General features: G+C 71.7%; 21 protein-coding genes. 5 read left to right on the top strand and 16 right to left on the bottom strand.

Features of this window, described 5'->3' with window-relative positions:
* Window positions 1-148: 148 nt before the first annotated feature.
* From IE329_RS23650 to IE329_RS23685, 8 genes are all read right to left on the bottom strand, one after another.
* Window positions 149-1687 (bottom strand): CoA-acylating methylmalonate-semialdehyde dehydrogenase, encoded by a 1539-nt coding sequence (locus IE329_RS23650; RefSeq protein ID WP_373311267.1) that lies wholly within the window; start codon window positions 1685-1687, stop codon window positions 149-151.
* Between the two features lie 281 nt (window positions 1688-1968).
* Window positions 1969-2472 (bottom strand): bifunctional DNA primase/polymerase, encoded by a 504-nt coding sequence (locus tag IE329_RS23655; protein WP_190212981.1) that lies wholly within the window; start codon window positions 2470-2472, stop codon window positions 1969-1971.
* Window positions 2473-2728: 256 nt separating this feature from the next.
* The gene (locus tag IE329_RS23660; protein ID WP_190212982.1) at window positions 2729-4123 is read right to left on the bottom strand and encodes an NAD(P)/FAD-dependent oxidoreductase; all 1395 of its coding nucleotides are present in this window, start codon (window positions 4121-4123) and stop codon (window positions 2729-2731) included.
* 92 nt (window positions 4124-4215) lie between these two features.
* On the bottom strand, window positions 4216-5019 hold the full coding sequence (locus tag IE329_RS23665) for an ABC transporter permease (RefSeq protein WP_073927417.1): 804 nt from the start codon (window positions 5017-5019) through the stop codon (window positions 4216-4218).
* Entirely contained in the window at window positions 5019-5957 is a 939-nt protein-coding gene (locus IE329_RS23670) for an ABC transporter permease (RefSeq protein WP_190212983.1), read from the bottom strand. Before IE329_RS23670 ends, IE329_RS23665 begins: the two co-directional genes overlap by 1 nt.
* Complete coding sequence (locus tag IE329_RS23675; protein WP_190212984.1) at window positions 5954-7096, bottom strand: ABC transporter ATP-binding protein; 1143 nt, start codon at window positions 7094-7096, stop codon at window positions 5954-5956. The genes IE329_RS23670 and IE329_RS23675 overlap by 4 nt, the downstream gene beginning before the upstream one ends.
* Window positions 7097-7143: 47 nt before the next feature.
* Window positions 7144-8397, bottom strand: a complete 1254-nt coding sequence (locus tag IE329_RS23680; protein ID WP_190212985.1) for a polyamine ABC transporter substrate-binding protein — start codon at window positions 8395-8397, stop codon at window positions 7144-7146.
* 78 nt (window positions 8398-8475) lie between these two features.
* The gene (locus IE329_RS23685; protein ID WP_190212986.1) at window positions 8476-9993 is read right to left on the bottom strand and encodes a gamma-aminobutyraldehyde dehydrogenase; all 1518 of its coding nucleotides are present in this window, start codon (window positions 9991-9993) and stop codon (window positions 8476-8478) included.
* Between the two features lie 521 nt (window positions 9994-10514).
* Between IE329_RS23685 and IE329_RS23690 the strand changes: the two genes are divergently transcribed.
* On the top strand, window positions 10515-12188 hold the full coding sequence (locus IE329_RS23690; RefSeq protein WP_190212987.1) for a PucR family transcriptional regulator: 1674 nt from the start codon (window positions 10515-10517) through the stop codon (window positions 12186-12188).
* A 69-nt stretch (window positions 12189-12257) separates the two neighbouring features.
* On the opposite strand, the gene IE329_RS23695 is transcribed toward IE329_RS23690, so the two are convergent.
* From IE329_RS23695 to IE329_RS23705, 3 genes are all read right to left on the bottom strand, one after another.
* Window positions 12258-13427, bottom strand: a complete 1170-nt coding sequence (locus IE329_RS23695; protein ID WP_190212988.1) for a polyamine ABC transporter substrate-binding protein — start codon at window positions 13425-13427, stop codon at window positions 12258-12260.
* A gap of 112 nt (window positions 13428-13539) precedes the next feature.
* Window positions 13540-14898, bottom strand: coding sequence for an aspartate aminotransferase family protein (locus tag IE329_RS23700; RefSeq protein ID WP_190212989.1), 1359 nt, complete (start codon window positions 14896-14898; stop codon window positions 13540-13542).
* A gap of 198 nt (window positions 14899-15096) precedes the next feature.
* Window positions 15097-16542 (bottom strand): gamma-aminobutyraldehyde dehydrogenase, encoded by a 1446-nt coding sequence (locus IE329_RS23705; protein ID WP_190212990.1) that lies wholly within the window; start codon window positions 16540-16542, stop codon window positions 15097-15099.
* A 276-nt stretch (window positions 16543-16818) separates the two neighbouring features.
* Between IE329_RS23705 and IE329_RS23710 the strand changes: the two genes are divergently transcribed.
* The 4 genes from IE329_RS23710 (at window position 16819) to IE329_RS23725 (ending at window position 20828) form a co-directional block, all read left to right on the top strand.
* Window positions 16819-17292 (top strand): Lrp/AsnC family transcriptional regulator, encoded by a 474-nt coding sequence (locus IE329_RS23710; RefSeq protein ID WP_190212991.1) that lies wholly within the window; start codon window positions 16819-16821, stop codon window positions 17290-17292.
* The gene (locus IE329_RS23715) at window positions 17289-18680 is read left to right on the top strand and encodes an aspartate aminotransferase family protein (RefSeq protein WP_190212992.1); all 1392 of its coding nucleotides are present in this window, start codon (window positions 17289-17291) and stop codon (window positions 18678-18680) included. Before IE329_RS23710 ends, IE329_RS23715 begins: the two co-directional genes overlap by 4 nt.
* A gap of 206 nt (window positions 18681-18886) precedes the next feature.
* On the top strand, window positions 18887-19657 hold the full coding sequence (locus IE329_RS23720; protein WP_190212993.1) for an ABC transporter ATP-binding protein: 771 nt from the start codon (window positions 18887-18889) through the stop codon (window positions 19655-19657).
* 16 nt (window positions 19658-19673) lie between these two features.
* Window positions 19674-20828 (top strand): hypothetical protein, encoded by a 1155-nt coding sequence (locus tag IE329_RS23725; RefSeq protein WP_190212994.1) that lies wholly within the window; start codon window positions 19674-19676, stop codon window positions 20826-20828.
* A 129-nt stretch (window positions 20829-20957) separates the two neighbouring features.
* On the opposite strand, the gene rlmN is transcribed toward IE329_RS23725, so the two are convergent.
* From rlmN to tsf, 5 genes are all read right to left on the bottom strand, one after another.
* Entirely contained in the window at window positions 20958-22058 is a 1101-nt protein-coding gene (rlmN, locus tag IE329_RS23730; protein ID WP_190212995.1) for a dual-specificity RNA methyltransferase RlmN, read from the bottom strand.
* A gap of 158 nt (window positions 22059-22216) precedes the next feature.
* Window positions 22217-23644, bottom strand: coding sequence for a phosphatidate cytidylyltransferase (locus IE329_RS40815; RefSeq protein WP_229927701.1), 1428 nt, complete (start codon window positions 23642-23644; stop codon window positions 22217-22219).
* Between the two features lie 164 nt (window positions 23645-23808).
* The gene (gene frr / locus IE329_RS23740; RefSeq protein WP_073925896.1) at window positions 23809-24366 is read right to left on the bottom strand and encodes a ribosome recycling factor; all 558 of its coding nucleotides are present in this window, start codon (window positions 24364-24366) and stop codon (window positions 23809-23811) included.
* Between the two features lie 103 nt (window positions 24367-24469).
* A complete protein-coding gene (pyrH, locus tag IE329_RS23745) occupies window positions 24470-25225 on the bottom strand; it encodes a UMP kinase (RefSeq protein WP_073925897.1) in 756 nt (251 codons plus the stop codon).
* A gap of 252 nt (window positions 25226-25477) precedes the next feature.
* Complete coding sequence (gene tsf, locus IE329_RS23750; RefSeq protein WP_073925898.1) at window positions 25478-26317, bottom strand: translation elongation factor Ts; 840 nt, start codon at window positions 26315-26317, stop codon at window positions 25478-25480.
* Between the last annotated feature and the right edge of the window lie 33 nt (window positions 26318-26350).

The following is a 26350-nucleotide window of genomic DNA, read 5'->3' on the forward strand; positions in this document are numbered from 1 at the left end:
GCCCCGGGACCGTCCGCGCTGACTGCGTGTCCGGTGCTCCCTGCCGAGCGACTAGGGAACACTACGCCGATCCCGGCGCCGAAGCAAACAGGGCCTGCCGGCCGCGTCGGACGCGGTCGGCAGGCCCTGCGGGCACGGTGCGGGCGGGCTAGCTGTTGGTGGGGAAGCCCAGGTTGATGCCGCCGTGCGACGGGTCCAGCCAGCGCTGGGTGACGGCCTTGCCGCGGGTGAAGAACTGCACGCCGTCCGGCCCGTAGGCGTGGCTGTCGCCGAAGAGGGAGGCCTTCCAGCCGCCGAAGGAGTAGTAGGCGACCGGCACCGGGATCGGCACGTTGATGCCGACCATGCCGACCTCCACCTCGTGCTGGAAGCGCCGGGCGGCGCCGCCGTCGTTGGTGAAGATGGCCGTCCCGTTGCCGTACGGGTTGGCGTTGATCAGCTCCAGGCCCTCGTCGTACGAGGCCACCCGCACCACCGAGAGCACCGGGCCGAAGATCTCGTCGTTGTAGACGGACATGCCGGGCTTCACGTGGTCGAACAGGGTGGGGCCGAGCCAGAAGCCGTCCGCGGTCGGCGCGCCGTTGGCGTCCTCGGCGGCGATCGGGTGCTTGCGGCCGTCCACGGCCAGCTCCGCGCCGTCCGCCACACCGGACTCCACGTAGGAGGTGACCTTGTCACGGTGCTGGCCGGTGACCAGCGGGCCCATGTCGGAGTCGCCGTTGCAGCCCGGGCCGACCTTGAGGGTGGCCATCCGCTGCTTGATCTTCTCGACCAGCTCGTCGCCGATCGGGTCCACCGCCACCAGGACGGAGACCGCCATGCAGCGCTCGCCCGCCGCACCGAAACCGGCGTTGATGGCCGCGTCGGCACTGAGGTCGAGGTCCGCGTCGGGCAGGACCAGCATGTGGTTCTTCGCCCCGCCGAGCGCCTGCACGCGCTTGCCGTAACGGGTGCCGGTCTCGTAGACGTACCGGGCGATCGGGGTGGAGCCGACGAAGCTGACGGACTTCACGTCCGGGTGCTCCAGCAGGCGGTCGACGGCCACCTTGTCACCGTGCACGACGTTGAAGACGCCGTCGGGCAGCCCGGCCTCCTTCCACAGCTCCGCGATGAAGTTCGCGGCGGACGGGTCCTTCTCCGAGGGCTTGAGCACCACGGTGTTGCCGGCCGCGATGGCGATCGGGAAGAACCACATCGGCACCATGGCCGGGAAGTTGAACGGCGAGATGACGGCGACCGGGCCGAGCGGCTGGCGGATCGAGTAGACGTCGATGCCGGTGGAGGCCTGCTCGGTGAAGCCGCCCTTGATCAGCTGCGGGATCCCGCAGGCGTACTCGACGACCTCCTGGCCGCGGGCGATCTCGCCGAGGGCGTCCGAGTGCACCTTGCCGTGCTCGGCGACGATGATCGCGGCCAGCTCGTCCTTGCGGGCGTTGAGCAGCTCGCGGAAGTTGAAGAGCACCGTGGTGCGCTTGGCCACCGAGGCGTGGCGCCACTCGGCGAAGGCGGAGGCCGCCGCCGCGACCGCCTGGTCGACCTCGGCGATGCCCGCGAAGTCGACGTGACCCGCCACCTGGCCGGTGGCCGGGTCGAAGATGTCGCCGCGGCGCGGCGCGGAGCCGGCGGTGGCAACGGGCGCGCCGCCGATCCAGTGGATGAGGTGCTTGGTCACGTTGGGCTTGCTCAAGATCGTCTGCCTCCGAAGTCCCGGGCGGCACTCCGCCGGTCCCTTTGTGCGGCGCCGCCCGGGAATCGGCCGGGCGACGGGATCACGGGGCTACCGCGCTCGTTCTCCAGTCTGGTCCGCGCCGCGCGCCGCCTCAACGAGCAGGCTGACGGGTATCCGGGATTCAGCCTTACAGGTCGTCGGAGGTGTCCGCCGGACGGCCCAGCCGGGTCCCGGCCGGGGTGCCCCGCCGCCGACGGGCCGTGCCGGCCGGCGCGCCCGGCGGCCCTGGACGGGAGCCGTCAGCGGCAGGGGTGGGCGAGGTCGGCGGCCGCCTCGTGCAGGGCGAACTCCAGCAGCGCCGGGTCGGTGAGCCGTCCCGAGCCGTCCGGTGGGACCAGCCAGCGCACGCCGCTGCCCCGCCCGGCCGGGTGCGGGACGACGATCCAGGCACCGGCGCCCGCCGTCCGTACACCGGTGCCGAGCCAGCGGGCCGCGGTGCCCACGGGGACCAGGAAGCCCAGGTGCTCGCCGCCGAAGTCCGCGTACACCGGGCCGGGTCCGCCCGGGTGGCGGGCCAGGGCGGCGAGGGCGGGCCGTCCCAGCGGGCCGGCCACCAGCAGGACGTCCCAGCGCCGGCCGGCCGGCAGCAGCACCAGGCCGGCGCCGCCGCGGTGCCACTCCAGCCGGCAGGCGTCCGGGTCCTGGGCGGCCTCCGCGAGCCAGTCCAGCCCGGCGCGGGCCCCGGCGGACGGGGGCGCCGCCGGGCCGCCCGGCCGTCCCCCGGCCGATCCCTTGCTGTCCATGACCTGTCCTCCGCTCGTCCGGTACGGCGGGTTCCGCTGCCTGCCGTCACCGAGGAGAGGGGCCCGGGCCCGGGGTCTTACACCGTTCCGGCAGGCTGCACGGGTTCTGCACACTTCGGGGCCGCGCCCCGGCCGGGCGCCGGGGCGCGGGAAGGCCGCCGGACAGCACGGCGGGGCGCATCCCTGGTCCAGGGATGCGCCCCGGGCCCCGGACGGGGCCTGCGTACCGGATCCTCCGGCGCCGTCCGGGCGGACGTCAGCTGTCGAAGCCGAGTCCGAGCCGGTCCAGCGTCCGCAGCCAGAGGTTGCGGCGGCCGCCGTTGCGGTCCGCGCGGTCCAGCGACCACTTGGTCATCTCGATCCCGGCCCACCGCACCGGCTCCGGCGGGAACGGCAGCGGCTTGCTGCGCACCATCTCCAGCGAGGTCCGCTCGGTCCGCTCGCCCGCCAGCAGGTCGAGCATCACCTCGGCGCCGTAGCGGGTGGCCCCCACACCGAGGCCGGTGTACCCGGCCGCGTAGGCCACCCGGCCCTGGTAGGCGGTGTCGAAGAAGGCGGAGAACCGGGTGCAGGTGTCGATCGCACCGCCCCAGGCGTGGGTGAACCGCAGCCCCTCCAGCTGGGGGAAGCAGCGGAAGAAGTTGGCCGACAAGGTCCGGAAGGTCTCCGGCCGCTGGTCGTACTCCTCCCGCACCTTGCCGCCGTACGGGTAGACGGCGTCGTAGCCGCCCCACAGGATCCGGTTGTCGGCGGAGAGCCGGAAGTAGTGGAACTTGTTGGCGCTGTCGCCGAGGCCCTGCCGGCCGCGCCAGCCGATCGAGGCCAGCTGCTCGGCGCTCAGCGGCTCGGTCATCAGCGCGTAGTCGTACACCGGCACCACGAACGGGCGGACCCGCTTCACCAGCGACGGGAAGACGTTGGTGCCGAGGGCCACCCGCCGGGCGAAGACCCGGCCGTACGGGGTGCGGACGGCCATGCCGCCGCCGTGCTCGGCGAGCGCGGTGGCCTTGGTGCGCTCGAAGATCCGCACGCCCTGGCCGAGGCAGGCCTGCTTCAGGCCCCAGGCGAGCTTGGCCGGGTGGACCATCGCCACGCCGTCCTTGTCCCAGACCCCGCCCAGGAAGGTGGGCGAGTCCACCTCGGCCCGCAGGGCGCCGGCGTCCAGGACGGTGAGTTCGAGGCCGTGCGCGGCGACGGCCTCGGCGATCTCGTGCAGCTCCGCCAGCTGGTGCGGCTGGGTGGCGACGTCGATCTCGCCGGTCCGCTCCCACTCCGCGTCGATGCCGTAGCGCTTGAGGGTGTCCTCGATGGCCTGCAGGTTGGCCGCGCCCTGGCGCTCCAGCTCGGCCAGCTCGCCCGGCCAGCGCTGCAGGCCGTTGCCGAAGCCGTGGGTGAGGCTGGCGGCGCAGAACCCGCCGTTGCGCCCGGACGCGGCCCAGCCGACCTCGTTGCCCTCGACCAGGACCACGTCGAGGGACGGGTCCCGCTCCTTGGCGATCAGCGCCGTCCACAGGCCGGAGTAGCCGCCGCCGACGACCAGCAGGTCGCAGGTGGTGTCGCCGACGAGGGCGGGCAGTGCCTCCGGCCGGCCCGGGTCCTCCAGCCAGAAGGGGGTGGGCCTGGCGTCACTGAGCGCGCGGGCGGAGTCCATGCATTATCAGCCACTTTCTGGACATTGAGGGTGATTTCGGTACAACACTGGGGAGCCTACCCGGGCCCGGGCCGCCCGTCCCTGAGCGGAGTTCAGGCGACGGCCTTGCGCCGGTTCCCGAGCCACTGGCCGCCGACGGTCAGGGCGACCGCGGCGATGAACATCGCGGTGCCGATGACGTTCACCTGCACCGGGATGCCGCGCTGCGAGGCGCCCCAGACGAACATCGGGAAGGTCACGGTGGTCGGGCCGGAGTTGAACTGGGTGATGATGAAGTCGTCGAAGGAGAGCGCGAAGCTGAGCAGCGCGCCGGCCGCGATGCCGGGGGCGGCGAGCGGCAGGGTGACCCGCAGGAAGGTCTGCACCGGGGTGGCGTAGAGGTCCTGGGCGGCCTGTTCGAGCCGGGGGTCCATGCTCATCACGCGGGCCTTGACCGCCGTCACCACGAAGCTCAGGCAGAACATGATGTGGGCGATCAGGATGGTGACGAAGCCGAACGGGATGCGCATGTTGAGGAAGAGCGTGCCCAGCGAGGCGGCCATCACGACCTCGGGCATCGCCATCGGCAGGAAGATCATCGCGCTGGTGGCGCCCCGGCCGCGGAAGCGGTAGCGGGCGAGCGCGAAGGCGACCATCGTGCCGAGCACCGTCGCGCCGATCGTGGCCAGCACGGCCACCTGGAGGCTCAGCGACAACGACTGGCACATGTCGGCGACGCCGCAGGGGTTGGTCCAGGCGTCGGTGGAGAACTCGGACCACTCGTAGTTGAACTTGCCCTGCGGCTTGTTGAACGAGAAGGCCAGCACGACCAGGTTGGGCAGCACCAGGTAGGCGAGGGCGAGCACGCCCGCCAGCACCACCAGGTGGGACCGGATCCACGTGAAGATTCGGGACATCAGACCAGTTCCTCCGTCCCGGCCTTGCGCATGTAGACCGTCACCATGCCCAGGATCAGGGCCATCAGGATGAAGCTCAGGGCGGCTGCCGTCGGGTAGTCGAGGACGTTCAGGAACTGCTTCTGGATGCCGTTGCCGACCATCTGCTCGCTCGGCGACCCCAGCAGCTGGGCGTTGATGTAGTCGCCCGAGGCCGGGATGAAGGTGAGCAGTGTGCCGGCGACGACGCCGGGCAGCGAGATCGGGAAGGTGACCTTGCGGAAGGTCGTGAACGGGCGGGCGTACAGGTCGCCGGCCGCCTCGTGCAGCCGCGGGTCGATCCGCTCCAGCGAGGTGTAGAGCGGCAGGATCATGAACGGCAGGAAGTTGTACGTCAGGCCGCAGACCACCGCGAGCGGCGTGGCCAGCACGCGGTCGCCGGAGGTGAGCCCGACGGCGCCGGTCAGGTCCAGGACGTGCAGGGCGTTCAGCGCGCCGACCACCGGGCCGCCGTCCGACAGGATGGTCTTCCAGGCCAGCGTGCGGATCAGGAAGCTGGTGAAGAACGGCGCGATCACCAGGATCAGGATGACGTTGCGCCAGCGCTTGCTCGCCTTGAAGGCGATCGTGTACGCGAGCGGGTAGCCGATGGCCAGGCAGAGCACGGTGGCGATGGCCGCGTAGGAGAACGAGCGGACGAAGTGCCACTTGTACTCGCCCAGCGCGTCCCAGTAGGTGGCGAAGTGCCAGGTGAGCTTGAAGCCCTGCTCCAGCGAGCCGGTCTGCAGCGAGGTGGAGCCCTGATAGACCATCGGCACCGCGAAGAAGACCACCAGCCAGGCGATGCCGGGCAGCAGCAGCCAGTAGGCGGTGAGCTTGCGGCGCGGGCGGCGGGCGGGCGGGGCGGCGTCGTCGGGGGGTATCGCCCGGGCCGGCGCGGGCGCGGTGGTGGACGTCATGCCGCCGCCTCCCCGGTGCCCGCGTCGATCGCCTGGGCGGCGTCCATGCCGAAGGAGTGCGCCGGGTTCCAGTGCAGGACGACCGGCGCGCCGGGGACGATCCGGGCGTCGCGCTCCATGTTCTGCTCGAAGACGGCGACCTCCTGGCCGGCGTCGGTGCGCACCACGTACTGGGTGGAGACGCCGATGAAGCTGGAGTCGACGACGGTGCCGCCCAGCCGGTTGCGGTTGCCGGCGACCTCGGCCGAGGCGTGCGCGATGGTGATCTTCTCCGGGCGCACGCCCAGATAGATCTCCTTGGCCCCGGTGGCGCAGCGGGCCTTCGGCACGGCCAGTCGCACGCCGCCCGCCGAGAGCAGCAGGTCGGTGCCCTCGGCGCCGGTGACCTGGGCGGTGATCAGGTTGGACTGGCCGAGGAAGTTGGCCACGAAGGTGCTGGCGGGGTTCTCGTACAGGTCGGCGGGCGCGCCGAGCTGCTCGACCCGGCCGCCGTTCATCACCGCGATGGTGTCGGCCATGGTCATGGCCTCCTCCTGGTCGTGGGTGACGTGCACGAAGGTGATGCCGACCTCGGTCTGGATCCGCTTGAGCTCCAGCTGCATCTGCCGGCGCAGCTTGAGGTCGAGGGCGCCGAGCGGCTCGTCCAGCAGGAGCACCTGCGGGTGGTTGATCAGGGCCCGGGCGACCGCGACGCGCTGCTGCTGGCCGCCGGAGAGCTGGTGCGGCTTGCGCCGGGCGAACTGGCCGAGCTCGACCAGCTCCAGCATGTCCTCGACCTGCTTCTTGACGTCCTTGCGGCCGCGGCGGCGCAGGCCGAACGCGACGTTCTCGAAGATGTCGAGGTGCGGGAAGAGCGCGTAGCTCTGGAAGACGGTGTTCACCGGCCGGCGGTAGGGCGGCAGCGCGGTGACGTCCTGGCCGCCGATCACCACGGTGCCGCTGGTGGGCTCCTCCAGGCCGGCGATCATGCGCAGGGTGGTGGTCTTGCCGCAGCCCGAGGCGCCGAGCAGGGCGAAGAATGACCCCTGGGGCACCGTCAGGTCGAGCGGGTGGACGGCGGTGAAGGCGCCGTAGGTCTTGCCGATGCCGGTGAGGCGGACGTCGCCGCCCGCGGCCGAGTCGCGCAGCTGGTCTGTCATGGTCTCTCTCTGTCTGCTGCCGTTGGGTCTGATGCCGTCAGGTGGGTTCAGGCGCCGATCAGTTTGGAGAACTTCTCCTCGAAGTCGCTCTCCTCGGCCTCGTTCAGGGAGCGGAAGACATGGACCTTGGCGGCCATCTCGGGGGTGGGGACGACCAGGGGGTTCGCCGCGGTGTCCGGGTCGAGGGCGGTGAGCGCCTCCTTCATGCCGGTGACGGCGGAGACGAACCCGATGCCGGCCGTGAGCCGGGCCGCGGTCTCGGGCCGGTAGTAGAAGTCGATCAGGCGCTCGGCGTTGGCCTTGTGCTGCGCCCGGGCCGGGATGACCATGTTGTCGGTGGAGGAGACGTAGCCCTTCTCCGGGATCACGAACTCGATGTCGGGGTTGTCGGCCTTCAGCTGGATCAGGTCGCCGCCCCAGGCGAGGCAGGCCGCGATGTCGCCGGAGGAGAGTTCCTGGCCGTAGTCGTTGCCGGTGAACTTGCGGATCTGCTTGGAGTCGACGCCCTTCTGCAGGCGGGCGACGGCGGCCGCGTAGTCGTCGGCGGTGAACTTCGCCGGGTCCTTGTCCATGTCCAGCAGGGTCATCCCGATGGTGTCGCGCATCTCCGACAGGAAGGTCACCCGGCCCTTGAGCTCGGGGTCGTCGAGCAGCTGGCTGACGCTGGTGACCGGCTTGCCCTTGGTGGCCTTGGCGTTGTACGCGATGACGACCTGGATGCCGGCCCAGGGGTAGCTGTACAGGCGGCCCGGGTCCCAGTCGGGGGCGCGGAAGCGGGACTCGATGTTGGTGATGGCCGTGGTGATGTTGGACTGGTTGAGCTTCTGCACCCAGCCGAGCCGGATCAGCCGGGCGACCATCCAGTCGGTGAGCACCATGACGTCGCGGCCGGTGTCCTGGCCGGCGGCGAGCTGGGGCTTGACCTTGCCGAAGAACTCGACGTTGTCGTTGACGTCCTCGGTGTACTTCACCTTGATCCCGGTGGCCTCGGTGAAGGCCTCCAGGGTGCCGTGCTTCTCGGTGTCGTTCTCGTCGGTGTCGACGTAGAGCGGCCAGTTGGAGAAGTTGACCTCCTTGTCGCTCTCCGAGCGGTCCTCGGCGGCGTTCGCGACGGAGTCACCGGTGCCGGTGGTGCGGGCCGGCGGGATGCCGCAGGCCGCGAGGGTGCCCGCCCCGGCGGTGAGGGCGGCGGCGCGCAGCATCGTGCGCCGGGTCAGGGCGGCACGGCCGCCCGCCAGGCTGCGTTCCCAGGCCTTGCGGACGGGCTCTGGCAGGCCGTCGGTGATCTCGTTGAGCTCCATGCTGGAACGCCCTCCCGGGGGAAGTGAGGGGGACGGCCCGCCGGTGACCGTGGGGGGTGGCGGGCCGTCCACGAGGGGTTATCTGTCTCCGAAGACGGTGCGGTGCCAGTCCTTGCGGACCACCGCGGTGGTGTCGTACATGACGTGCTTGACCTGCGTGTACTCGTCCAGCGAGTACTGCGACATGTCCTTGCCGTAGCCGGAGGACTTGTAGCCGCCGTGCGGCATCTCGCTGATGATCGGGATGTGGTCGTTGACCCAGACGCAGCCGGCCGCGATCTCTCGGGTGGCGCGCAGGGAGCGGTGGATGTCGCGGGTCCAGGCGGAGGCGGCCAGGCCGTACGGGGTGTCGTTGGCGAGGCGCAGGCCCTCCTCGTCGCTGTCGAAGGGCAGGGCGACGAGGACCGGGCCGAAGATCTCGCCCTGGACGACCTCGCTGTCCTGGGTGACGCCGGTGATCAGCGTGGGCCGGTAGTAGGCGCCGCGGGCGAGGTCGGTGCCGTCGTGGCCCTTGACGGGCGCGTGGCCGCCGGCCGCGACGACGGCGCCGTAGCCGCGGGCGCGCTCGACGAAGCCGGCCACCCGGTCGCGGTGGGTGAAGGAGACCAGCGGGCCGAGGTCGGTCTGCGGGTTGAGCGGGTCGCCGAGGCGGACGGCCTCGAAGAGTTCGGCGACGCCCGCCACGAAGGCGTCGTAGAGCGGGCGCTGGATGTAGGCGCGGGTGGCGGCGGTGCAGTCCTGGCCGCTGTTGATCAGCGATCCGGCGACGGCGCCGTGGATAGCGGCCTCCAGGTCGGCGTCGTCGAAGACCACGAAGGGCGCCTTGCCGCCCAGCTCCAGGTGGGTGCGCTTGGCGGTGGCGCTGGCCAGCTCGGCGACCCGCTTGCCGACCGGGGTGGAGCCGGTGAAGGAGACCATGGCGACGCCCGGGTGGGAGACCAGGTGCTCGCCGGCGCCGAGCCCGGCGCCGGTGACGACGTTCACGACGCCGTCCGGGATGCCGGCCTCGGTGCAGGCACGGGCGAACATCAGCGAGGTCAGCGGGGTCAGCTCGGCGGGCTTGAGCACGATGGTGTTGCCGGCCGCGACGGCCGGGAGGATCTTCCAGGCGGCCATCTGCAGGGGGTAGTTCCACGGCGAGATCGACCCGACCACGCCGATCGCCTCGCGGCGGACGTACGAGGTGTGGTCGCCGGAGTACTCGCCGGCCGCCTTGCCCTCCAGGTTGCGGGCGGCGCCGGCGAAGAACGCGGTGTTGTCGACCGTCCCGGGGACGTCGAACTCGGTGGAGAGCTTGATCGGCTTGCCGGTCTGCGCGGTCTCGACCCGGGCCAGGTCGTCGGCCGCGCCGGCGAGCACGGCGGCGAGCTTCAGCAGCGCCTCGGAGCGGGCGCCGGGGGTGGCGCCGGCCCACTCGGGCAGGGCGGCCCGGGCGGCGGCCACGGCCGCGTCGACGTCCCCGGTGGAGGCCAGGGTGACCTGCTGGACGACACTGCCGTCGGCCGGGTTGACGACCTGGAAAGGCTCGGTCCCGGTGCCCCGGGTCTGCCTGCCGGCGATGTACTGCGCGCCCGCGCTGAAGTCGGTCAGGTCCATCGTGGTTCCTCCATGTGCCCGGTTTTTCGGCTGCCGCCCTGACGGACAGCGCGATTGCTGCACGTCATGCTGCCCGCGACGGTCTGCGCGGGCCCGTAGCCGGTGGCGTACGGCTGGTCGGGTCGCCGCCTCGCGGTACGGGAGCCCCGCTGTCGTCGCGGGCGGCCCGATTGATCACCGAGGTGCGTGATCCTGACACCACCGTGTTGCCGCTACAAGGGATTCCGCCGTTGCTTTCTGGTTACGCGACGGATTCCGCGCCGATCTCCCGCAGGTGCCACAGCGGGTCTCCACTGCCGACTCGCTGACGATGCCTGCTGCCGGGGCGGGGTGACAAGGACCACTCCGACAGCCTCCGTACAAAGGGCCTTACAGGGTGCAAAGGTTCGATTTGGGCAACAGGTCGTCGCGGGGATGGATGATTTACCTGACACAGTGCACGGCCGGCCCCACGCCGGCACGTGCCCACCGGCATGGCCCACCCCCGTCGCGTGGACCGCCCAGCCCCCCGGAGGACCGACGTGCTCCCCACCGTCGCCCGCGTGCTCGACCTGGAGGTGATGCGGCGCGGCCTGCCCCAGGTGGTGGCCGGCGCGGCCCACCTGGAACGACCGGTCCGCTGGGTCCACGTCAGCGAGCTGCCGGACGTCGCCGGCATGCTGCAGGGCGGTGAGCTGGTGCTCACCACCGGCATCGCCCTGCCCGAGGACCGCGACGGCCTGGCCCGGTACGTCCGGGAGCTGGACGAGGTCGGGGTCGCCGGGCTGGTGATCGAGTTCGGCCGGCGCTACTTCGACACCCTGCCGAGGGCCCTGGTGCACGCCGCCGAGCAGCGCGGCCTGCCGCTGATCGCGCTCCGCCGGGAGCTGCGCTTCGTCGCCGTCACCGAAGCCGTGCACGCCTTGGTGGTCAACGCCCAGCTGGAGCAGCTGCGCACCTCCGAGGCGGTGCACCAGGTCTTCAACGAGCTCGCGGTGGAGGGCGCCGAGCCCGGCGAGGTGGTCCGCCAGGTGGCCCGGATGGCCGGCGCTCCCGTCGTGCTGGAGAACCTCGCCCACCAGGTGCTGGCGCACGACACCGCCGGCCGCCCCGAGACGGAACTGCTGGAGGGCTGGGAGCGTCGCTCGCGCGGCGTCCGGCCGCCCGGGCGCACCGGTCACGACCCCCGCAGCGGCTGGCTGGTGACGGCGGTCGGCGCCCGTGGGCAGGACTGGGGGCGGCTGATCCTGGTCGACGACCCCGGCCCGCTGCCGGACGGCACCGCGCACCCGCACGCGATGCTGCTGGAGCGCGGCGCCGCCACCCTGGCGCTCAACCGGCTGGTGCTGCGCGACCGGGAGAGCCTGGAACGGCAGACCCACCGGACGCTGCTGTCGGGCATCCTCACCCACGCCCTGACCGTGTCCGAGGTGGCGCTGCGGGCCCAGGCGCTCGGGGTACCGCTGGAGGGCAGGCGGCTGGTCGGCGTGGTGCTGCGGCAGCGGCGCGGGCCGAGCCCGGCGGCGCTGGAGGCGCAGGCCCGACTGCGGGACTTCACCGAACTGGCGGCCACCGCGGTCCGCACCTGCCGGCTGCCCGCCCTGGTCGGCGCACTCGACGACGAGGGGGTCGGGGTGCTGATCGCGCTCGGCTCCCAGCAGGACGAGCACGCCGCCCTGGACGCCTTCGCGGCCGCGCTGCGCAAGCTGGCCGCCGACAGCGGGCGGGAGGCCGGCGGCGAGGGGCGGCAGGCGGCGCAGGCGATCCAGCCGGTGGTGGCGGTCGGCTCCTCGGTCGGCTCCGTCCGGGACGCCCGGCGCACCCTGCTGGAGGCCACCCAGGTCGCCGACGCCGCCCTGCACGACGCGCCGGGCGGGCGCGCCGCCGCGTACTACCGCCTGCCGGACGTCCGGCTGCGCGGTCTGCTGCACCTGCTGCGGGACGACGCCAGGTTGCAGACCTACGTCGAGCGTGAGCTGGGCCCCTTGCTGGCCCACGACGCCGAGCACGGCGGCCAGTTGGTGCAGATGCTGCGGATCTACCTGGAGCAGGGCCGCAACAAGTCGGCGGCGGCGGACGCGGCCCACCTGTCCAGGCCGTCGTTCTACGACCGGCTGCACAAGGTCGAGCGGATCCTGGCCGTCGACCTGGACCAGGTGGAGTCCTGCCTGTCCCTGCACGTGGCGCTGCTCGCGCTGGACGCCGTCCGCCGTTGAACCGGCCGCCGGGCCGTCACCACGACGACCACGGCGGCGGGCCGGCCCCGGTCCGCCGCCGACGGCCGCTCAGACGCCGGTGATCCGGCCCCAGACCCGGTGCAGGTCGGGCCGCTCCTCCGCGCTGACGTCCCGCATGGTGCGCAGCCGGGCCCGCATCTCCTCGGTGGGGAAGATCAGCGGCTCCTCGGCGAGCGCGACGCGCTCCGCGTCCCCGCTGTCGGCCAGGACCTCCCGGGCGGCCGGCACCGGGCAGATGTACTGGACGGCGGCGGCGAGTTCGGCGGCGACCTCGGGCCGGTAGTAGTAGTCGACCAGCAGTTCGGCGTTGCGCTTGTGGCGCGCCCGGTTGGGCACCAGCAGGCTCTCCGCCCACAGCTCGCCGCCCTCCTCTGGGACGACGAACTCGATGTCCGGGTTGTCGGCCTTCAGCTGGATCGCGTCGCCGGAGTAGGCCTGGCAGGCGAGGGCCGCACCGGAGGCCAGGTCGCTGGTGTAGTCGTTGCCGGTGAACCGGCGGATGTGCCGGCTGTCGACGAGCCGCTGCACCCGGTCCATCGCCCGGTGCGCGTCGTCGGCCCCGAAGGCGGCGATGTCCGCGCCGTCGGCGAGCATCAGCAGGCCGATCGCCTCGTCCAGCCCGGCGAAGAGGGTCACCCGGCCCTTGAGGTCGGGGGCCCAGAGGTCCGCGGTGGTCCTGATCTCCCGGCCGAGTTCCTTGCGGTTGTACGCGATGCCGGTGATCCCGGACTGCCAGGGCACGCTGTGCGCCCGACCGGGGTCGAAGGCGGGGTGGGCCAGCTGCGGGTCGAGGTGCTCGGCGACGTTCGGCATCGCCGTCCGGTCCAGGGCCTGCACCCAGCCGAGCGAGACGTAGCGCCCGGCCATCCAGTCACTGACCACCATCAGGTCACGGCCGGGATCGCTGCCCTGGGTGAGCACCGGGCCCATCTTGCCGAAGAACTCGTCGTTGTCGTTGATGTCCTCGGTGTACGTCACCGAGATGCCCGTCTCCTCGCTGAACGCGTCGAGGGTGGGACGGCCGCCGGTGTCCTCGTCGACGTCGATGTACTGCGTCCAGTTGGAGAAGGCGAGCGCCTGGTCCTGCGCGGAGCGGTCGTCGCCGGAGCGTCGCGCCTCGGGCACGTACGCGGCGGGGATCCCGCAGCCGGCCAGGGCGCCGGCGCCGAGCAGTCCGGCACTGCCCAGGACGGCGCGGCGGGTGAGCGTGGAGCGCATGTGAGGGTCTCCCGGACATGAGTCGGCCCCGGGCAGGGCGTTGCCCGGGGCCGTACCGATGGGTCCTGATCGTTGCTTGGCGTTCCTGGTGCGCGGTGGGTCGGCCGGTCGGTCAGACGGTGTGCGCGTCGGTCAGCGACAGCACCTCGTCGAGGACGGCGAGGCCGGTCTTGGCCTCCTCCTCGGTGACCGTGCACGGCGGGACGACGTGGAAGCGGTTCATGTTGACGAAGGGCCACAGGCCGCGCTGCTTGCAGGCGGCGGCCAGCTCGGCCATCGGCGCGTTGGCGGCGCCGGCCGCGTTGTAGGGCACCAGCGGCTCGCGGGTCTCGCGGTTCTTCACCAGGTCCAGCGCCCAGAACACGCCGAGGCCGCGGACCTCGCCGATCGAGGGGTGGCGCTCGGCCAGGTCGCGCAGGCCGGGGCCGAGCACGTCCTCGCCGATCCGCTTGGCGTTCTCCACGATGCCCTCCTCGGCCATCGCGTTGATGGTCGCGACGGCGGAGGCGCAGGCCAGCGGGTGGCCGGAGTAGGTGAGCCCGCCGGGGAAGGGCCGCTCGGCGAAGGTGGCCGCGATGGCGGGGCTGATCGCCACGCCGCCGAGCGGCACGTAGCCGGAGTTGACGCCCTTGGCGAAGGTCAGCAGGTCGGGGACGACGCCCCAGTTGTCGGCGGCGAACCACTCGCCGGTGCGGCCGAAGCCGGCCATCACCTCGTCCAGGATGAAGACGATCCCGTAGCGGTCGCAGATCTCGCGGACGCCCGCGAGGTAACCGGCCGGCGGGACGAGGATGCCGGCGGTGCCGACCACCGTCTCCAGGATGACCGCCGCGACGGTGTGCGGACCCTCGAAGGCGATGGTCTCTTCAAGGTGCGCCAGCGCGCGCTCGCACTCCTGCGCCTCGTTCTCGGAGTGGAACGGGGAGCGGTAGGCGTACGGGCCCCAGAAGTGCACGATGCCGGAGACGCCGGTCTCGTTCGCCCAGCGGCGCGGGTCGCCGGTGAGGGCGATCGCGTTGGCGGTGGCGCCGTGGTACGAGCGGTAGGTCGACATGACCTTCTGCCGGCCGGTGTGCAGCCGGGCCATCCGGATGGCGTTCTCCACGGCCTCGGCGCCGCCGTTGGTGAAGAAGATCTTGTCCAGGTCGCCCGGGGTGCGCTCGGCGATCAGGCGGGCGGCCTCGCTGCGCGACTCGACGGCGAAGCCCGGCGCGATGGTGCAGAGCTTGGCGGCCTGCTCCTGGATCGCCGCGACCACCTTGGGGTGCTGGTGCCCGATGTTGGTGTTCACCAGCTGCGAGGAGAAGTCGAGGTAGCGGTTGCCCTCGTAGTCCCAGAAGTACGAGCCCTCGGCTCCGGCCACCGCGAGGGGGTCGATCAGTGCCTGGGCGGACCACGAGTGGAAGACGTGCGCGCGGTCGGCGGCCTTGACTGCCTGCCCGGCGGCTGAGTCAGCGGTGGGGATGCTCATGCCGCAAGCCTAGGGAAACAGCCGCCTGGCATGCAGGTGCATCTTGTCAGGCGGTCGGCGCGTCGGCCGACAGGCTGACAGGCCGGAGGCCCGGACCGCGTACGGTCCGGGCCTCCGGTCGGGGTCCCGCGGGCCTCGGGAGCAGGCCGTCGGGTGGGGTCGGATCGCGGCCGTTCTGGTTCCGACCGCCCTGACCCGCTAGATCGCGGTCATGACGTGCTTCACCCGGGTGTAGTCCTCGAAGCCGTAGGAGGAGAGGTCCTTGCCGTAGCCGGACTTCTTGAACCCGCCGTGCGGCATCTCGGCGACCAGCGGGATGTGGGTGTTGATCCACACGCAGCCGAAGTCGAGCCGGCGCGACATCCGCATGGCGCGGGCGTGGTCCTTCGTCCAGACCGAGGAGGCCAGCGCGAACTCCACCCCGTTGGCGTAGTCGACGGCCTGGTCCTCGTCGGAGAACTTCTGCACGGTGATGACCGGGCCGAAGACCTCGTTCTGGATGATCTCGTCGTCCTGGTTCAGGCCGGAGACGACGGTCGGGGCGTAGAAGTAGCCGGCCTCGCCGACCCGGTGGCCACCGGACTCGACCTTGGCGTGGGCGGGCAGCCGCTCGATGAAGCCGGACACCTGCTTCAGCTGGTTGGCGTTGTTCAGCGGGCCGTAGAGCACGTCCTCGTCGTCCACCCCGCCGGTCTTGGTCTCGGCGGCCGCCTTGGCGAGGGCCTCCACGAAGGCGTCGTGGATGGACTCGTGCACCAGCACCCGGGTGGCGGCGGTGCAGTCCTGGCCGGCGTTGAAGAAGCCCGCGACCGAGATGCCCTCGACGGCCTCCGGGATGTCGGCGTCCTCGAAGACCACGACCGGGGCCTTGCCGCCCAGCTCCAGGTGGACGCGCTTGACGTCCTTGGAGGCGGACTCGGCGACCTGGATGCCGGCGCGCACGGAGCCGGTGATGGAGGCCATCGCCGGGGTGCGGTGCTCGACCATCAGGCGGCCGGACTCGCGGTCGCCGCAGATCACGTTGAAGATGCCGGCCGGGAGCTCCAGGTCCTTCAGGATGCCGCCGATGATCTCGGCGAGCAGCACGGTGGAGGCCGGCGTGGTGTCGGAGGGCTTCAGCACCACGGTGTTGCCCGCGGCGATGGCCGGCGCGAACTTCCACACGGCCATCATCATCGGGTAGTTCCAGGGCGCGACCTGGGCGCAGACGCCGACCGGCTCGCGGCGCACGATCGAGGTCATGCCGTCCATGTACTCGCCCGCGGCCTTGCCCTCCAGCAGGCGGGCGGCGCCGGCGAAGAAGCGGATCTGGTCGGCCATCGGGCCGATCTCCTCGGACCGGGTCAGGCCGCGGGGCTTGCCGGTGTTGCGACACTCGGCGTCCACCAGCTCGTCGGCGCGCTCCTCGACCGCGTCGGCGATCTTCAGCAGCAGCTTCTGCCGGGTGCTCGGGGTGGCGTCGCGCCAGATCGGGAAGGCCGCGGCGGCGGAGGCCATCGCGGCGTCCACGTCGGCCGCACCGGACAGCGGGGAGGTGGCGTAGACCTCGCCCGTGGTGGGGTCGACGATCTCCAGCGTGCGGCCGTCCGCCGCATCGACGAACTCACCGTTGATGTAGTTGCGCAGCGTACGAAGGTCGCTCACGGGTCTCTCCTCGGTCTGGGCCTGCGGCGTTGCAGAATCCGGCGCAATGGTACGTCGGCGCCGAGTGGCCGGGTCGGGTTCGGCGCGGTCCACTCGAAGGGTGCGCCCGGCTCCGCGGAGGGGCGCGTGTACAGGTACCAGGCTAACCGCTGGACTGCTGTTCTCGACAGGCTCACACGGAAACAGCGATGAAATCCGTATGCGTTTTCCAGGACCGCAACGAAATCGGCAGCTCACTCGCTTGCGATCGCGGAGCCGATCAGGCACAGTGGCGACGTGGCCAACCGCGACCGGAACGCCAGCGTTCCACTCGACTCCGCCTCCAAGGCGATCATCGAGCAGCTGCAGGAGGACGGGCGGCGCCCGTACGCCGCCATCGGCAAGGCCGTGGGCCTGTCCGAGGCGGCCGTGCGCCAGCGCGTCCAGAAGCTGCTCGACCAAGGCGTGATGCAGATCGTCGCCGTCACCGACCCCCTCACCGTCGGCTTCACCCGGCAGGCCATGGTCGGGATCAACGTCGAGGGGGACATCGAACCCGTCGCGGACGCGCTGGCCGCCCTCGACGAGGTCGACTACGTGGTCTGCACCGCAGGCTCGTTCGACCTGCTGGCCGAACTGGTCTGCGAGGACGACGAGCACCTGCTCGAACTGATCAACAAGCGCATCCGCTCGCTTCCCGGCGTGCGGAGCACCGAGAGCTTCGTTTATCTGAAGCTCCGGAAACAGACCTACACCTGGGGCACCCGATGAGCGCCGACCCGGCACAGAAGGACCTTTCGAAGACCGCCTACGACCACCTGTGGATGCACTTCACCCGCATGTCGTCGTACGAGAACTCCCCCGTGCCGACGATCGTCAAGGGCGAGGGCACCTACGTCTGGGACGACAAGGGCAGGAAGTACCTGGACGGGCTGGCCGGCCTGTTCGTCGTCCAGGCCGGCCACGGCCGCGAGGAGCTGGCCGAGGCCGCCGCGAAGCAGGCCAAGGAGCTGGCCTTCTTCCCGGTGTGGAGCTACGCCCACCCGAAGGCCGTGGAGCTCGCCGAGCGCCTGGCCAACTACGCCCCGGGCGACCTCAACAAGGTCTTCTTCTCCACCGGTGGCGGCGAGGCCGTCGAGACCGCCTGGAAGCTGGCCAAGCAGTACTTCAAGCTGACCGGCAAGCCGACCAAGTACAAGGTCATCTCGCGCGCCGTCGCCTACCACGGCACCCCGCAGGGCGCCCTGTCCATCACCGGCCTGCCGGGCCTGAAGGCCCCGTTCGAGCCGCTGGTGCCGGGCACCCACAAGGCCCCGAACACCAACATCTACCGCGCCCCCGCCTTCCTGGAGCGCGACGGTGTGGTCGACCCCGAGGCCTACGGCCGCTGGTGCGCCGACGAGATCGAGGTCGCGATCCTCAACGAGGGCGCCGACACCGTCGCCGCCGTCTTCGTCGAGCCGGTGCAGAACGCCGGCGGCTGCTTCCCGCCGCCGCCCGGGTACTTCGCCCGCCTGCGCGAGATCTGCGACCGCCACGACGTGCTGCTCGTCTCGGACGAGGTCATCTGCGCCTTCGGCCGCCTCGGCACCATGTTCGGTGCCGACAAGTTCGGCTACCAGCCCGACATGATCACCTGCGCCAAGGGCATGACCTCGGGCTACTCCCCGATCGGCGCCACGATCATCTCGGACCGCCTCGCCGAGCCGTTCTACAAGGGTGACAACACCTTCCTGCACGGCTACACCTTCGGCGGCCACCCGGTCTCCTCCGCGGTGGCGCTGGCCAACCTCGACATCTTCGAGCGCGAGGGCCTGAACCAGCACGTCCTGGACAACGAGGCGAACTTCCTCGGCACCCTGGACAAGCTGCGCGACCTCCCGATCGTCGGCGACGTGCGCGGCAACGGGTTCTTCTACGGCATCGAGCTGGTGAAGGACAAGGTCACCAAGGAGTCGTTCAACGACGACGAGGTCGAGCGCGTGCTCTACGGCTTCCTGTCGAAGGCGCTCTTCGACAACGGCCTGTACTGCCGGGCCGACGACCGTGGCGACCCGGTCATCCAGCTGGCCCCGCCGCTGATCTCCGACCAGTCGACCTTCGACGAGATCGAGCAGATCCTGCGGGTCAGCCTCACCGACGCGTGGGCGAAGATCTAGTACCTCCCTCCCCACCCTCCGCCGCAGGGCGGCCCGGCACCTCGCCGGGCCGCCCTGCGGTGTTTCCCGGAGGGCGGACACGCCGTGTTCGTCCGCATTTCGACCCGTTCGGACCCGTGTGCCGCAACCTCTTCGTGTCCTTGTCGTTCTAATCTGACGACTGTCATATCGCGATGGATCACGTTCTGGACCGGCGGAGGAGTTTCATGTCAGCGGCCCCGCCTGACAACGACGTGCTGTGGGCCCGAGGGATCGTCAAGTCCCACCACGGCACTCCCGCCCTGCGCGGTGTCTCACTCGGCGTCCAGGTCGGCGAGGTGCTCGCCGTCACCGGCCCGCGGGGATCCGGCAAGAGCACCCTGCTCGGCTGCCTCTCCGCCCTCCTGCCGGTCGACGAGGGGGAGGTCTGGTTCAACAGCTCCCCCGTGCACACCCTCGGCCGCACCGGCCGCGCCCGGCTGCGCCGCGACCGCTTCGGCTTCGTCGGCTCGCAACCGCACCTGGTACCGGAACTGACGGCCCGGGAGAACGTCGCACTGCCGCTGCTGCTGGCCGGCGCCGGCAACAAGGCCGCCTACACCGCCGCCGACGAGTGGCTGGAGCGGCTCGACATCGCCGACACCCGCCGGCTGCGCCCCGAACGCCTGGTGCAGAGCCAGCGGCAGCGGATCGCCGTCGCCCGCGCCCTCGCCCCGCTGCCACCGGTCGTCTTCGCCGACGACCCCACCGCACCGCTGCACCGCGAGGCCGCCGACCAGGTCCTGCGGATACTGTCCAGCGCCGCCCGCTCGCACCAGCTCACCCTCGTCCTGGCCACCCACGACCCCGAACTCGCCCGGTACGCGGACCGCTCCGTCGCCCTGGCCGACGGGCGTCTGACCCCGCCTGCCGCGCCCACGCCGGCTCCCGGCACCGGGCCCGTCGCGGTCGCCGCCGCCGGCACCGGCTCGTCCGCCGTCTCGGCCACGCCCCGGTAGCGCTGAAAGAGTCCTCGTGTTCTATCTCCGCCTCGCCCGGGGCTACCGGGCACCGGACCTCGGCCGCTGGCTGCTCACCGCCGTCACCGGCGCCATGGTCGCGGCCTTCCTGCTGCGCGCCCTCGGGCGGGCCATGAGCGACCCGCTGGGCAGCGGCGGCGCCGTCACCCGGCTGCTCTGGTGCCTGCCGCCGCTCGCCGCGGTCGCCTGGTTCGCGGCGGTCGCCGCCCGCGCCGTACCCGGCCAGCGCCCCGAACGGATCACCGGCCTGATCACCGCCGGCGCCGGACCGGCCAGGATCCGCGCCCTGATCGCCGGCGAGACCGCCCTGGCCGGCGCCATCGGCAGCGCCCTGACCCTGCTGCTCTTCCTGATCCTGCGCAACGACATCGCCGGCGCCTCGCTGGCCCCCGAACTCGGCATGGGCGTGGAACTGCCGCCCGCCGCCCCGGTCACCCTGCTCGTCCTGGTCCCGCTGGTCGCCGGCCTGGCCGCCGCGGCCGCCGTCCCGGTGCCGGACACCCTGCCCGGCAGCAGCCCCCGGCCCGGCCCCCGCGGCTACCACCCGCTGCGGCTCGCCCTGCCCACCGGCCTGACCGTCACCGGCATCGCCCTGGAGCTGTACGGGCTGCGCCCCGGCGCCGCCGAGGACGGCCGGCCCGTCCGGCTGCCGGCCGGGCTGGGCACCAGCAACCTCGCCGCACTCGGCGGCTGGGCCGTCACCGCGCTCGGCCTGGCCCTGCTCACCGGGCCGCTGCTCGCCTGGGCCGGACGCCTGCTGGTGATCGCCCGGCCGACCCCGCTACGGCTGCTCGCAGGACGCGGCCTGACCGCCGAGGCCCGCCGGCTGGGACCGCCGCTCGCGGTGCTCGCGCTGACCCTCGCCGTCGTCCTGACCGTCGTCCGGTACTGGGTGCACGCCCCCGGCACCGCCGACATCCTGCCCGCCGTCGAGGCGGGCCTGCTGGTCGGCTGCGCGGTCGCGGCCGTGCTCACCAGGCTGGCCGAGATCCGGACCGCCCGCCGGGAGATCACCGACACCCTGCTCGGGCTCGGTGCGCCGCCCCGGCTGCTGTACGGCGCCGTCGCCATACGTGCTCTCACCGCGGGAACGGTCCTGCTGCTCACCGGCGGGCTCACCGCCCTGCTGGGCGCCGCGGTCCTGGCCTGAGCGGCGCACCGGGCCCGGACGCCGGGCCCGCACACCGGCTTCGGGCATCGGCCCTGGACGCACCACCGAACACACGAACGCCCGGGCGGACCGTGAAGGTCCGCCCGGGCGTTCGGCCGTCGAGCAGGGTCAGCCGGCCGCGGCGAGCTGGCCGCAGGCGCCGTCGATCTCCTGGCCGCGGGTGTCCCGGACGGTGGTCGGCACCCCGTGCGACTGCAGGACCCGGACGAACTCGCGCTCGTCCTCCGGACGGGAGGCCGTCCACTTCGAACCCGGCGTCGGGTTCAGCGGGATCAGGTTGACGTGCACCCGGTGCTTCTTGATCAGCCGGCCCAGCAGGTCGGCGCGCCACGCCTGGTCGTTGATGTCCTTGATCAGCGCGTACTCGATGGAGATCCGGCGGCCCGACTTCTCGGCGTAGTTCCACGCCGCGTCCAGCACCTCGGCGACCTTCCAGCGGGTGTTCACCGGGACGAGCTCGTCGCGCAGCTCGTCGTCCGGGGCGTGCAGGGAGAGCGCCAGACGCACGCTCAGCTCCTCGTCCGCCAGCCGGTTCATCGCGGGGACCAGACCGACCGTCGAGACGGTGATGCCGCGCTGGGACATGCCGAAGCCGTCCGGCGCGGGGTCGGTGAGGCGGCGGATCGACTTCAGGACCCGGTTGAAGTTGGCGAGCGGCTCGCCCATGCCCATGAACACCACGTTGGACAGCCGCGCCTCGCCGCCCGGGATCTCCCCGGCCTTCAGCGCGCGCATGCCGGCGGCGATCTGCTCGACGATCTCGGCGGTCGACAGGTTGCGGGTCAGGCCCGCCTGGCCGGTCGCGCAGAACGGGCAGTTCATGCCGCAGCCGGCCTGCGAGCTGATGCACATGGTGACCCGGTCCGGGTAGCGCATCAGCACCGACTCGACGAGCGTGCCGTCGAAGAGCTTCCACAGCGTCTTGCGCGTCGTGTCCTCGTCGCACGAGACGTGGCGCACGACCGACATCAGCTCGGGCAGCAGCGCCTCGGTCAGCTTCTCGCGGCTGGCCGCGGGGATGTCCGTCCACTCGCCCGGGTCGTTGGACATCCGGCCGAAGTAGTGGTTGGACAGCTGCTTGGCGCGGAACGGCTGCTCGCCCAGCTCGGCGACGGCCTCCTTGCGCTCGGCGGGGCTGAGGTCGGCGAGGTGTCGCGGGGGCTTGGCGCCGCGCGGCGCGACAAAGGTCAGTTCTCCGGGTGCAGGCATGGTTGTTCAAGTGTCGCAGATGGCGGCGAGTGCCCTCCGCCGACCGACGGAACCCCTCCGGGCCCGGCCGCCCCGGGCCCGGACCGGACCGGGGCCCGGACATGCCTCGGGCCCCGGGCGGCCGGCGCCCGAGGCCCATGACAGGAGGTGTCCGCCGGTCAGCTGCCGACGAAGGCCGCCAGCAGCAGCCAGACCACCGGAGCGGTCGGCAGCAGCGAGTCCAGCCGGTCCATGATTCCGCCGTGGCCGGGCAGCAGCGTGCCCATGTCCTTGATGCCCAGATCGCGCTTGATCATCGACTCGCCCAGGTCCCCGAGGGTCGCGGTGACGGCAGCGCAGCCACCCAGGATCAGGCCCTGCCACCAGCTGCCGTCGTCGATGATCAGCTGCATCAGCAGCGCGCCCGCCAGCATCGACAGCGCCACACCGCCCGCCAGGCCCTCACGGGTCTTGCCGGGGCTGATCGTCGGCGCGAGCTTGGTCCGGCCGAACTTGTACCCCACCGCGTAGGCGCCGGTGTCACTGCAGACGGTGACGATCAGGAAGAGCACGATCCGCTGCGGGCCGTCGTCCGCCGCCAGCATCATCGCGACGAAGGTCGCGAGGAAGGGCACGTAGAAGGCGGTGAAGATGCCGGCCGTGACGTCGCGGAGGTAGTTCTCCGGCGGCGCGGCCATCCGCCAGACCATCACCGCGAGACCGGTCAGCGCGAGCGAGGCGGCCGCCCACTCCACCCCCGCCCAGTAGCCCGTCGAGAGCATCGCGATGCTGCCCGCGACCAGCGGGACCAGCGGCGCCTTGATCTCCTTGCGCTCGGTCAACCGGCTGGACAGCTCCCACACGCCGACCACGACGGCCGCCATCACGACGAACAGGAAGAGCGCCTTCACGACGAACAGCGAGGCGATGATCACCGCGCCGAGGCCGACCCCGACGCCTATCGCGGCCTGGAGGTTACGGCCGCCGCGCTGCTTGCGAGGCTGTGGGTCGGGCTGGGCCACTGGTGTCTCCTGCCCTGGGTAGGACGGCACGGGGTGGTGCTGCGCGGAATGGTGCTGCGCCGGGTGGTGCTGTGCGGTGTGCTCCTGCCCCGGGTACTGCTGCGGCGAGGGGTGCCCCTGCTGCTGGTGCTGCTGATACTGCGGCGGGTCCGCCTGCGGCGCGGGCTGCGGCGGGTGCTGGGGGTGCGGCGGCTGGTGCGGCTGCGGCTGCTGGGAGTGCTGCGGGTGCCCGGCGTACGGGCCGCCCGCGCCGAACCCGCCGTCGGACGGCTGCCCGGCCTCCGGCCTCCGGTGCGCCGCCCGCTGCGGCCCGGAGTGCCGCGGCCCGGACGGTTGCGCCGGGCCGTCGAGCAGGCCGGTTATCGGTGGCAGCACCACCGTCTCCTCCACCGACGGCACCCCGGACGCCGGCTGCTCGTCGCGGAACAGCGGGCCGCTGAGGCGGCCCGGCACCCGCGTCTGCGGCTGGTCCTGCTGCTGCCCGGTCCCCTGGAGGGGACCGTCGGCGGCGCCCGCCGGCCGGTACGGCGCGGGCGGAGACACCCGGGGGTTCTCCTGGCCGGAGCCGTCCTGGACTGGGGGCATGAACTGAGTCTGCGCCGCATCGTCGCCCCAGTACACCGGGGACTGCTGCGAGTGACCCATTTGGTGCTGGTCACCCGCAGCAGACGACGGCGCGGCGGGGTACGGCGGCAGGTACTGCTGGTCGGATGAGCCCCAGTAGCCAGGGGCGTCAGGGGCGTCGTTCATCAGACTTCGAGCAGCTCGGCTTCCTTGTGCTTCAGCAGCTCGTCGACCTGCGCGACGAAACGCGCGGTGAGGTCGTCCAGCTCCTTCTCGGCGCGGCGGCCCTCGTCCTCGCCGTGCTCGCCGTCCTTCACCAGCTTGTCGATGGTGTCCTTGGCCTTGCGGCGCACGGAGCGGATGGAGACCTTGGCGTCCTCGCCCTTGCCGCGCGCGACCTTGATGTACTCCTTGCGGCGTTCCTCGGTCAGCTGCGGGAACGACACCCGGATGATGGAGCCGTCGTTCGACGGGTTGACGCCCAGGTCCGAGTCGCGGATCGCGGTCTCGATGTTGCGCAGGGCGGTCTTGTCGAACGGCGTGATGATCGCCATCCGCGGCTCCGGCACGGCGAACGAGGCGAGCTGGTTGATCGGCGTCAGGGCGCCGTAGTAGTCCGCCACGATCTTGGCGAACATCGCCGGGTGGGCCCGGCCGGTGCGGATGGCGCCGAAGTCGTCCTTGGCGACGGCGACGGCCTTCTCCATCTTCTCCTCAGCTTCGAGGAGGGTCTCTTCGATCACGGTCTGCTCCCTGTCCGGTGTGCCTTGATGCCGTACTGATGTCCCGCCGGGCCCGTCACGCTCCGGGCCGGCGGCTTGCTGCTGCGGCCGACGTGCAGGCTGCTCAGGCCCGGACGGAATCCTGGCTGATGAGCGTGCCGATCTTCTCACTCTTCACCGCGCGAGCGATATTGCCCTCGGCCAGCAGCTCGAAGACCAGCATCGGCAGGTTGTTGTCCTTGCACAGCGTGATCGCGGTGAGGTCCGCGACCTTGAGGTCGCGCGCGATGACCTCGGAGTACTCCAGGGCGTCGAACTTGACCGCCTCCGGGTTGGTCCGCGGGTCGGCGTCGTAGACACCGTCCACGCCGTTCTTGCCCATCAGCAGCACCTCGGCGTGGATCTCCAGCGCGCGCTGGACCGCCGTGGTGTCGGTGGAGAAGTACGGCATGCCCATCCCCGCGCCGAAGATCACCACGCGGCCCTTCTCCAGGTGCCGGACGGCGCGCAGCGGCAGGTACGGCTCGGCGACCTGGCCCATCGTGATGGCGGTCTGGACCCGGGTCTCGATGCCTTCCTTGATCAGGAAGTCCTGGAGGGCGAGGCAGTTCATCACGGTCCCGAGCATGCCCATGTAGTCGGACCGGGCCCGGTCCATGCCGCGGACCTGGAGTTCGGCGCCGCGGAAGAAGTTGCCACCACCGATCACCACCGCGACCTCGGTACCGGCGCGGACCACCGTGGCGATCTCACGGGCGATCGCGTGCACGACGTCCGGGTCGACGCCGAGGCCGCCGCCACCGGCGAACGCCTCACCGGACAGCTTGAGCAGAACCCGGCGGCGCCGGACTTCCTGCGCGGTCTCCTGCGTCTCCTGCATGGACTTCTCCTTCTACACCTGCTGATTCACAGGCCCGGGCGTGCGGGTTCCCGACCTGCGCGTACACGCGAGGAGGCCACTGCCGCGGGAACCGGTACGGTGTCCTGCACGGCAATGGCCTCCTCGTCGTTCTTGGTGCCGACGTGCCCCCTGGGGGTGCGGAGAGCCCGATCGGCGCGTTCCTTCCCGTCCCGGTCAGTGGACGGGGGTGGTTCCTACCCTATGCGGGCCGGATCCTCCGTGGAACGTGGCTCAGGCGCCGACGCGGAAGCGCGCGAAACGCTTGAGGGCGACGCCGTTCTCCTCGAGAACCTTGGCGACGGACTTCTTGTTGTCCTTCGCGAAGGCCTGCTCCAGGACGGAGTTCTCCTTGACGAAGCCGGTGACGCGACCCTCGACGATCTTCGGCAGGGCGGCCTCGGGCTTGCCCTCCTCGCGAGCGGTGGCCTCGGCGACGCGGCGCTCGTTCTCGATGTCCTCGGCCGGGATGTCCTCGCGGGAGAGGTACTTCGGCGCGAAAGCGGCGATGTGCTGCGCGACGTCCTTGGCGACGACCGCGTTCTCCTTGTCGAGCTCGACGAGGACGCCGACGGCCGGCGGGAGGTCGGGGCTGGTCTTGTGCAGGTAGACCGCGACGTAGCCGTCACCGTCGAACTGCGCGAAGCGGCGGAAGACGATCTTCTCGCCCAGGCTCGCGTTGGCCTCGTCCACGAACTGCTGGACGGTCTTGCCGGCCTCGATCTCGGAAGCCAGGGCGGCCTCCAGGTCGGCCGGGGCGGTGGCGGCGACGTGGGCGGCGATCGCGTCGGCGACCTCGACGAACTTGTCACCCTTGGCGACGAAGTCGGTCTCGCAGTTCAGCTCGACCAGCACGCCGGACTTGTTGCCCTCGGCGATGACGGCGGCGACGGCGCCGTTGGAGGCGTCACGGCCCTCGCGCTTGGCAACGCCCTTCTGGCCCTTGATGCGGAGCTGCTCGACGGCCTTCTGGACGTCGCCGTCGGCCTCGACGAGAGCGTTCTTGCAGTCCAGCATGCCGGCGCCGGTGAGCTCACGGAGCTTCTTGACGTCCGCGGCGGTGTAGTTCGCCATGGTGTGAATCTCTTCTCGCGTCTCGCGTGTCTG

This window comes from Kitasatospora indigofera (assembly GCF_014655955.1).
Classification (GTDB): domain Bacteria; phylum Actinomycetota; class Actinomycetes; order Streptomycetales; family Streptomycetaceae; genus Kitasatospora; species Kitasatospora indigofera.

What these genes read in the sequence shown, in the direction of transcription:
- tsf (WP_073925898.1), bottom strand. Translation starts at nt 26,317, where the DNA reads ATGGCGAACTACACCGCCGCGGACGTCAAGAAGCTCCGTGAGCTCACC.
- IE329_RS23670 (WP_190212983.1), bottom strand. Translation starts at nt 5,957, where the DNA reads ATGACGTCCACCACCGCGCCCGCGCCGGCCCGGGCGATACCCCCCGAC.
- rlmN (WP_190212995.1), bottom strand. Translation starts at nt 22,058, where the DNA reads ATGCCTGCACCCGGAGAACTGACCTTTGTCGCGCCGCGCGGCGCCAAG.
- IE329_RS23700 (WP_190212989.1), bottom strand. Translation starts at nt 14,898, where the DNA reads ATGAGCATCCCCACCGCTGACTCAGCCGCCGGGCAGGCAGTCAAGGCC.
- IE329_RS23715 (WP_190212992.1), top strand. Translation starts at nt 17,289, where the DNA reads ATGAGCGCCGACCCGGCACAGAAGGACCTTTCGAAGACCGCCTACGAC.
- IE329_RS23695 (WP_190212988.1), bottom strand. Translation starts at nt 13,427, where the DNA reads ATGCGCTCCACGCTCACCCGCCGCGCCGTCCTGGGCAGTGCCGGACTG.
- IE329_RS23665 (WP_073927417.1), bottom strand. Translation starts at nt 5,019, where the DNA reads ATGTCCCGAATCTTCACGTGGATCCGGTCCCACCTGGTGGTGCTGGCG.
- IE329_RS23720 (WP_190212993.1), top strand. Translation starts at nt 18,887, where the DNA reads ATGTCAGCGGCCCCGCCTGACAACGACGTGCTGTGGGCCCGAGGGATC.
- IE329_RS23655 (WP_190212981.1), bottom strand. Translation starts at nt 2,472, where the DNA reads ATGGACAGCAAGGGATCGGCCGGGGGACGGCCGGGCGGCCCGGCGGCG.
- IE329_RS23685 (WP_190212986.1), bottom strand. Translation starts at nt 9,993, where the DNA reads ATGGACCTGACCGACTTCAGCGCGGGCGCGCAGTACATCGCCGGCAGG.
- IE329_RS40815 (WP_229927701.1), bottom strand. Translation starts at nt 23,644, where the DNA reads ATGCCCCCAGTCCAGGACGGCTCCGGCCAGGAGAACCCCCGGGTGTCT.
- IE329_RS23675 (WP_190212984.1), bottom strand. Translation starts at nt 7,096, where the DNA reads ATGACAGACCAGCTGCGCGACTCGGCCGCGGGCGGCGACGTCCGCCTC.
- pyrH (WP_073925897.1), bottom strand. Translation starts at nt 25,225, where the DNA reads ATGCAGGAGACGCAGGAGACCGCGCAGGAAGTCCGGCGCCGCCGGGTT.
- IE329_RS23680 (WP_190212985.1), bottom strand. Translation starts at nt 8,397, where the DNA reads ATGGAGCTCAACGAGATCACCGACGGCCTGCCAGAGCCCGTCCGCAAG.
- IE329_RS23660 (WP_190212982.1), bottom strand. Translation starts at nt 4,123, where the DNA reads ATGGACTCCGCCCGCGCGCTCAGTGACGCCAGGCCCACCCCCTTCTGG.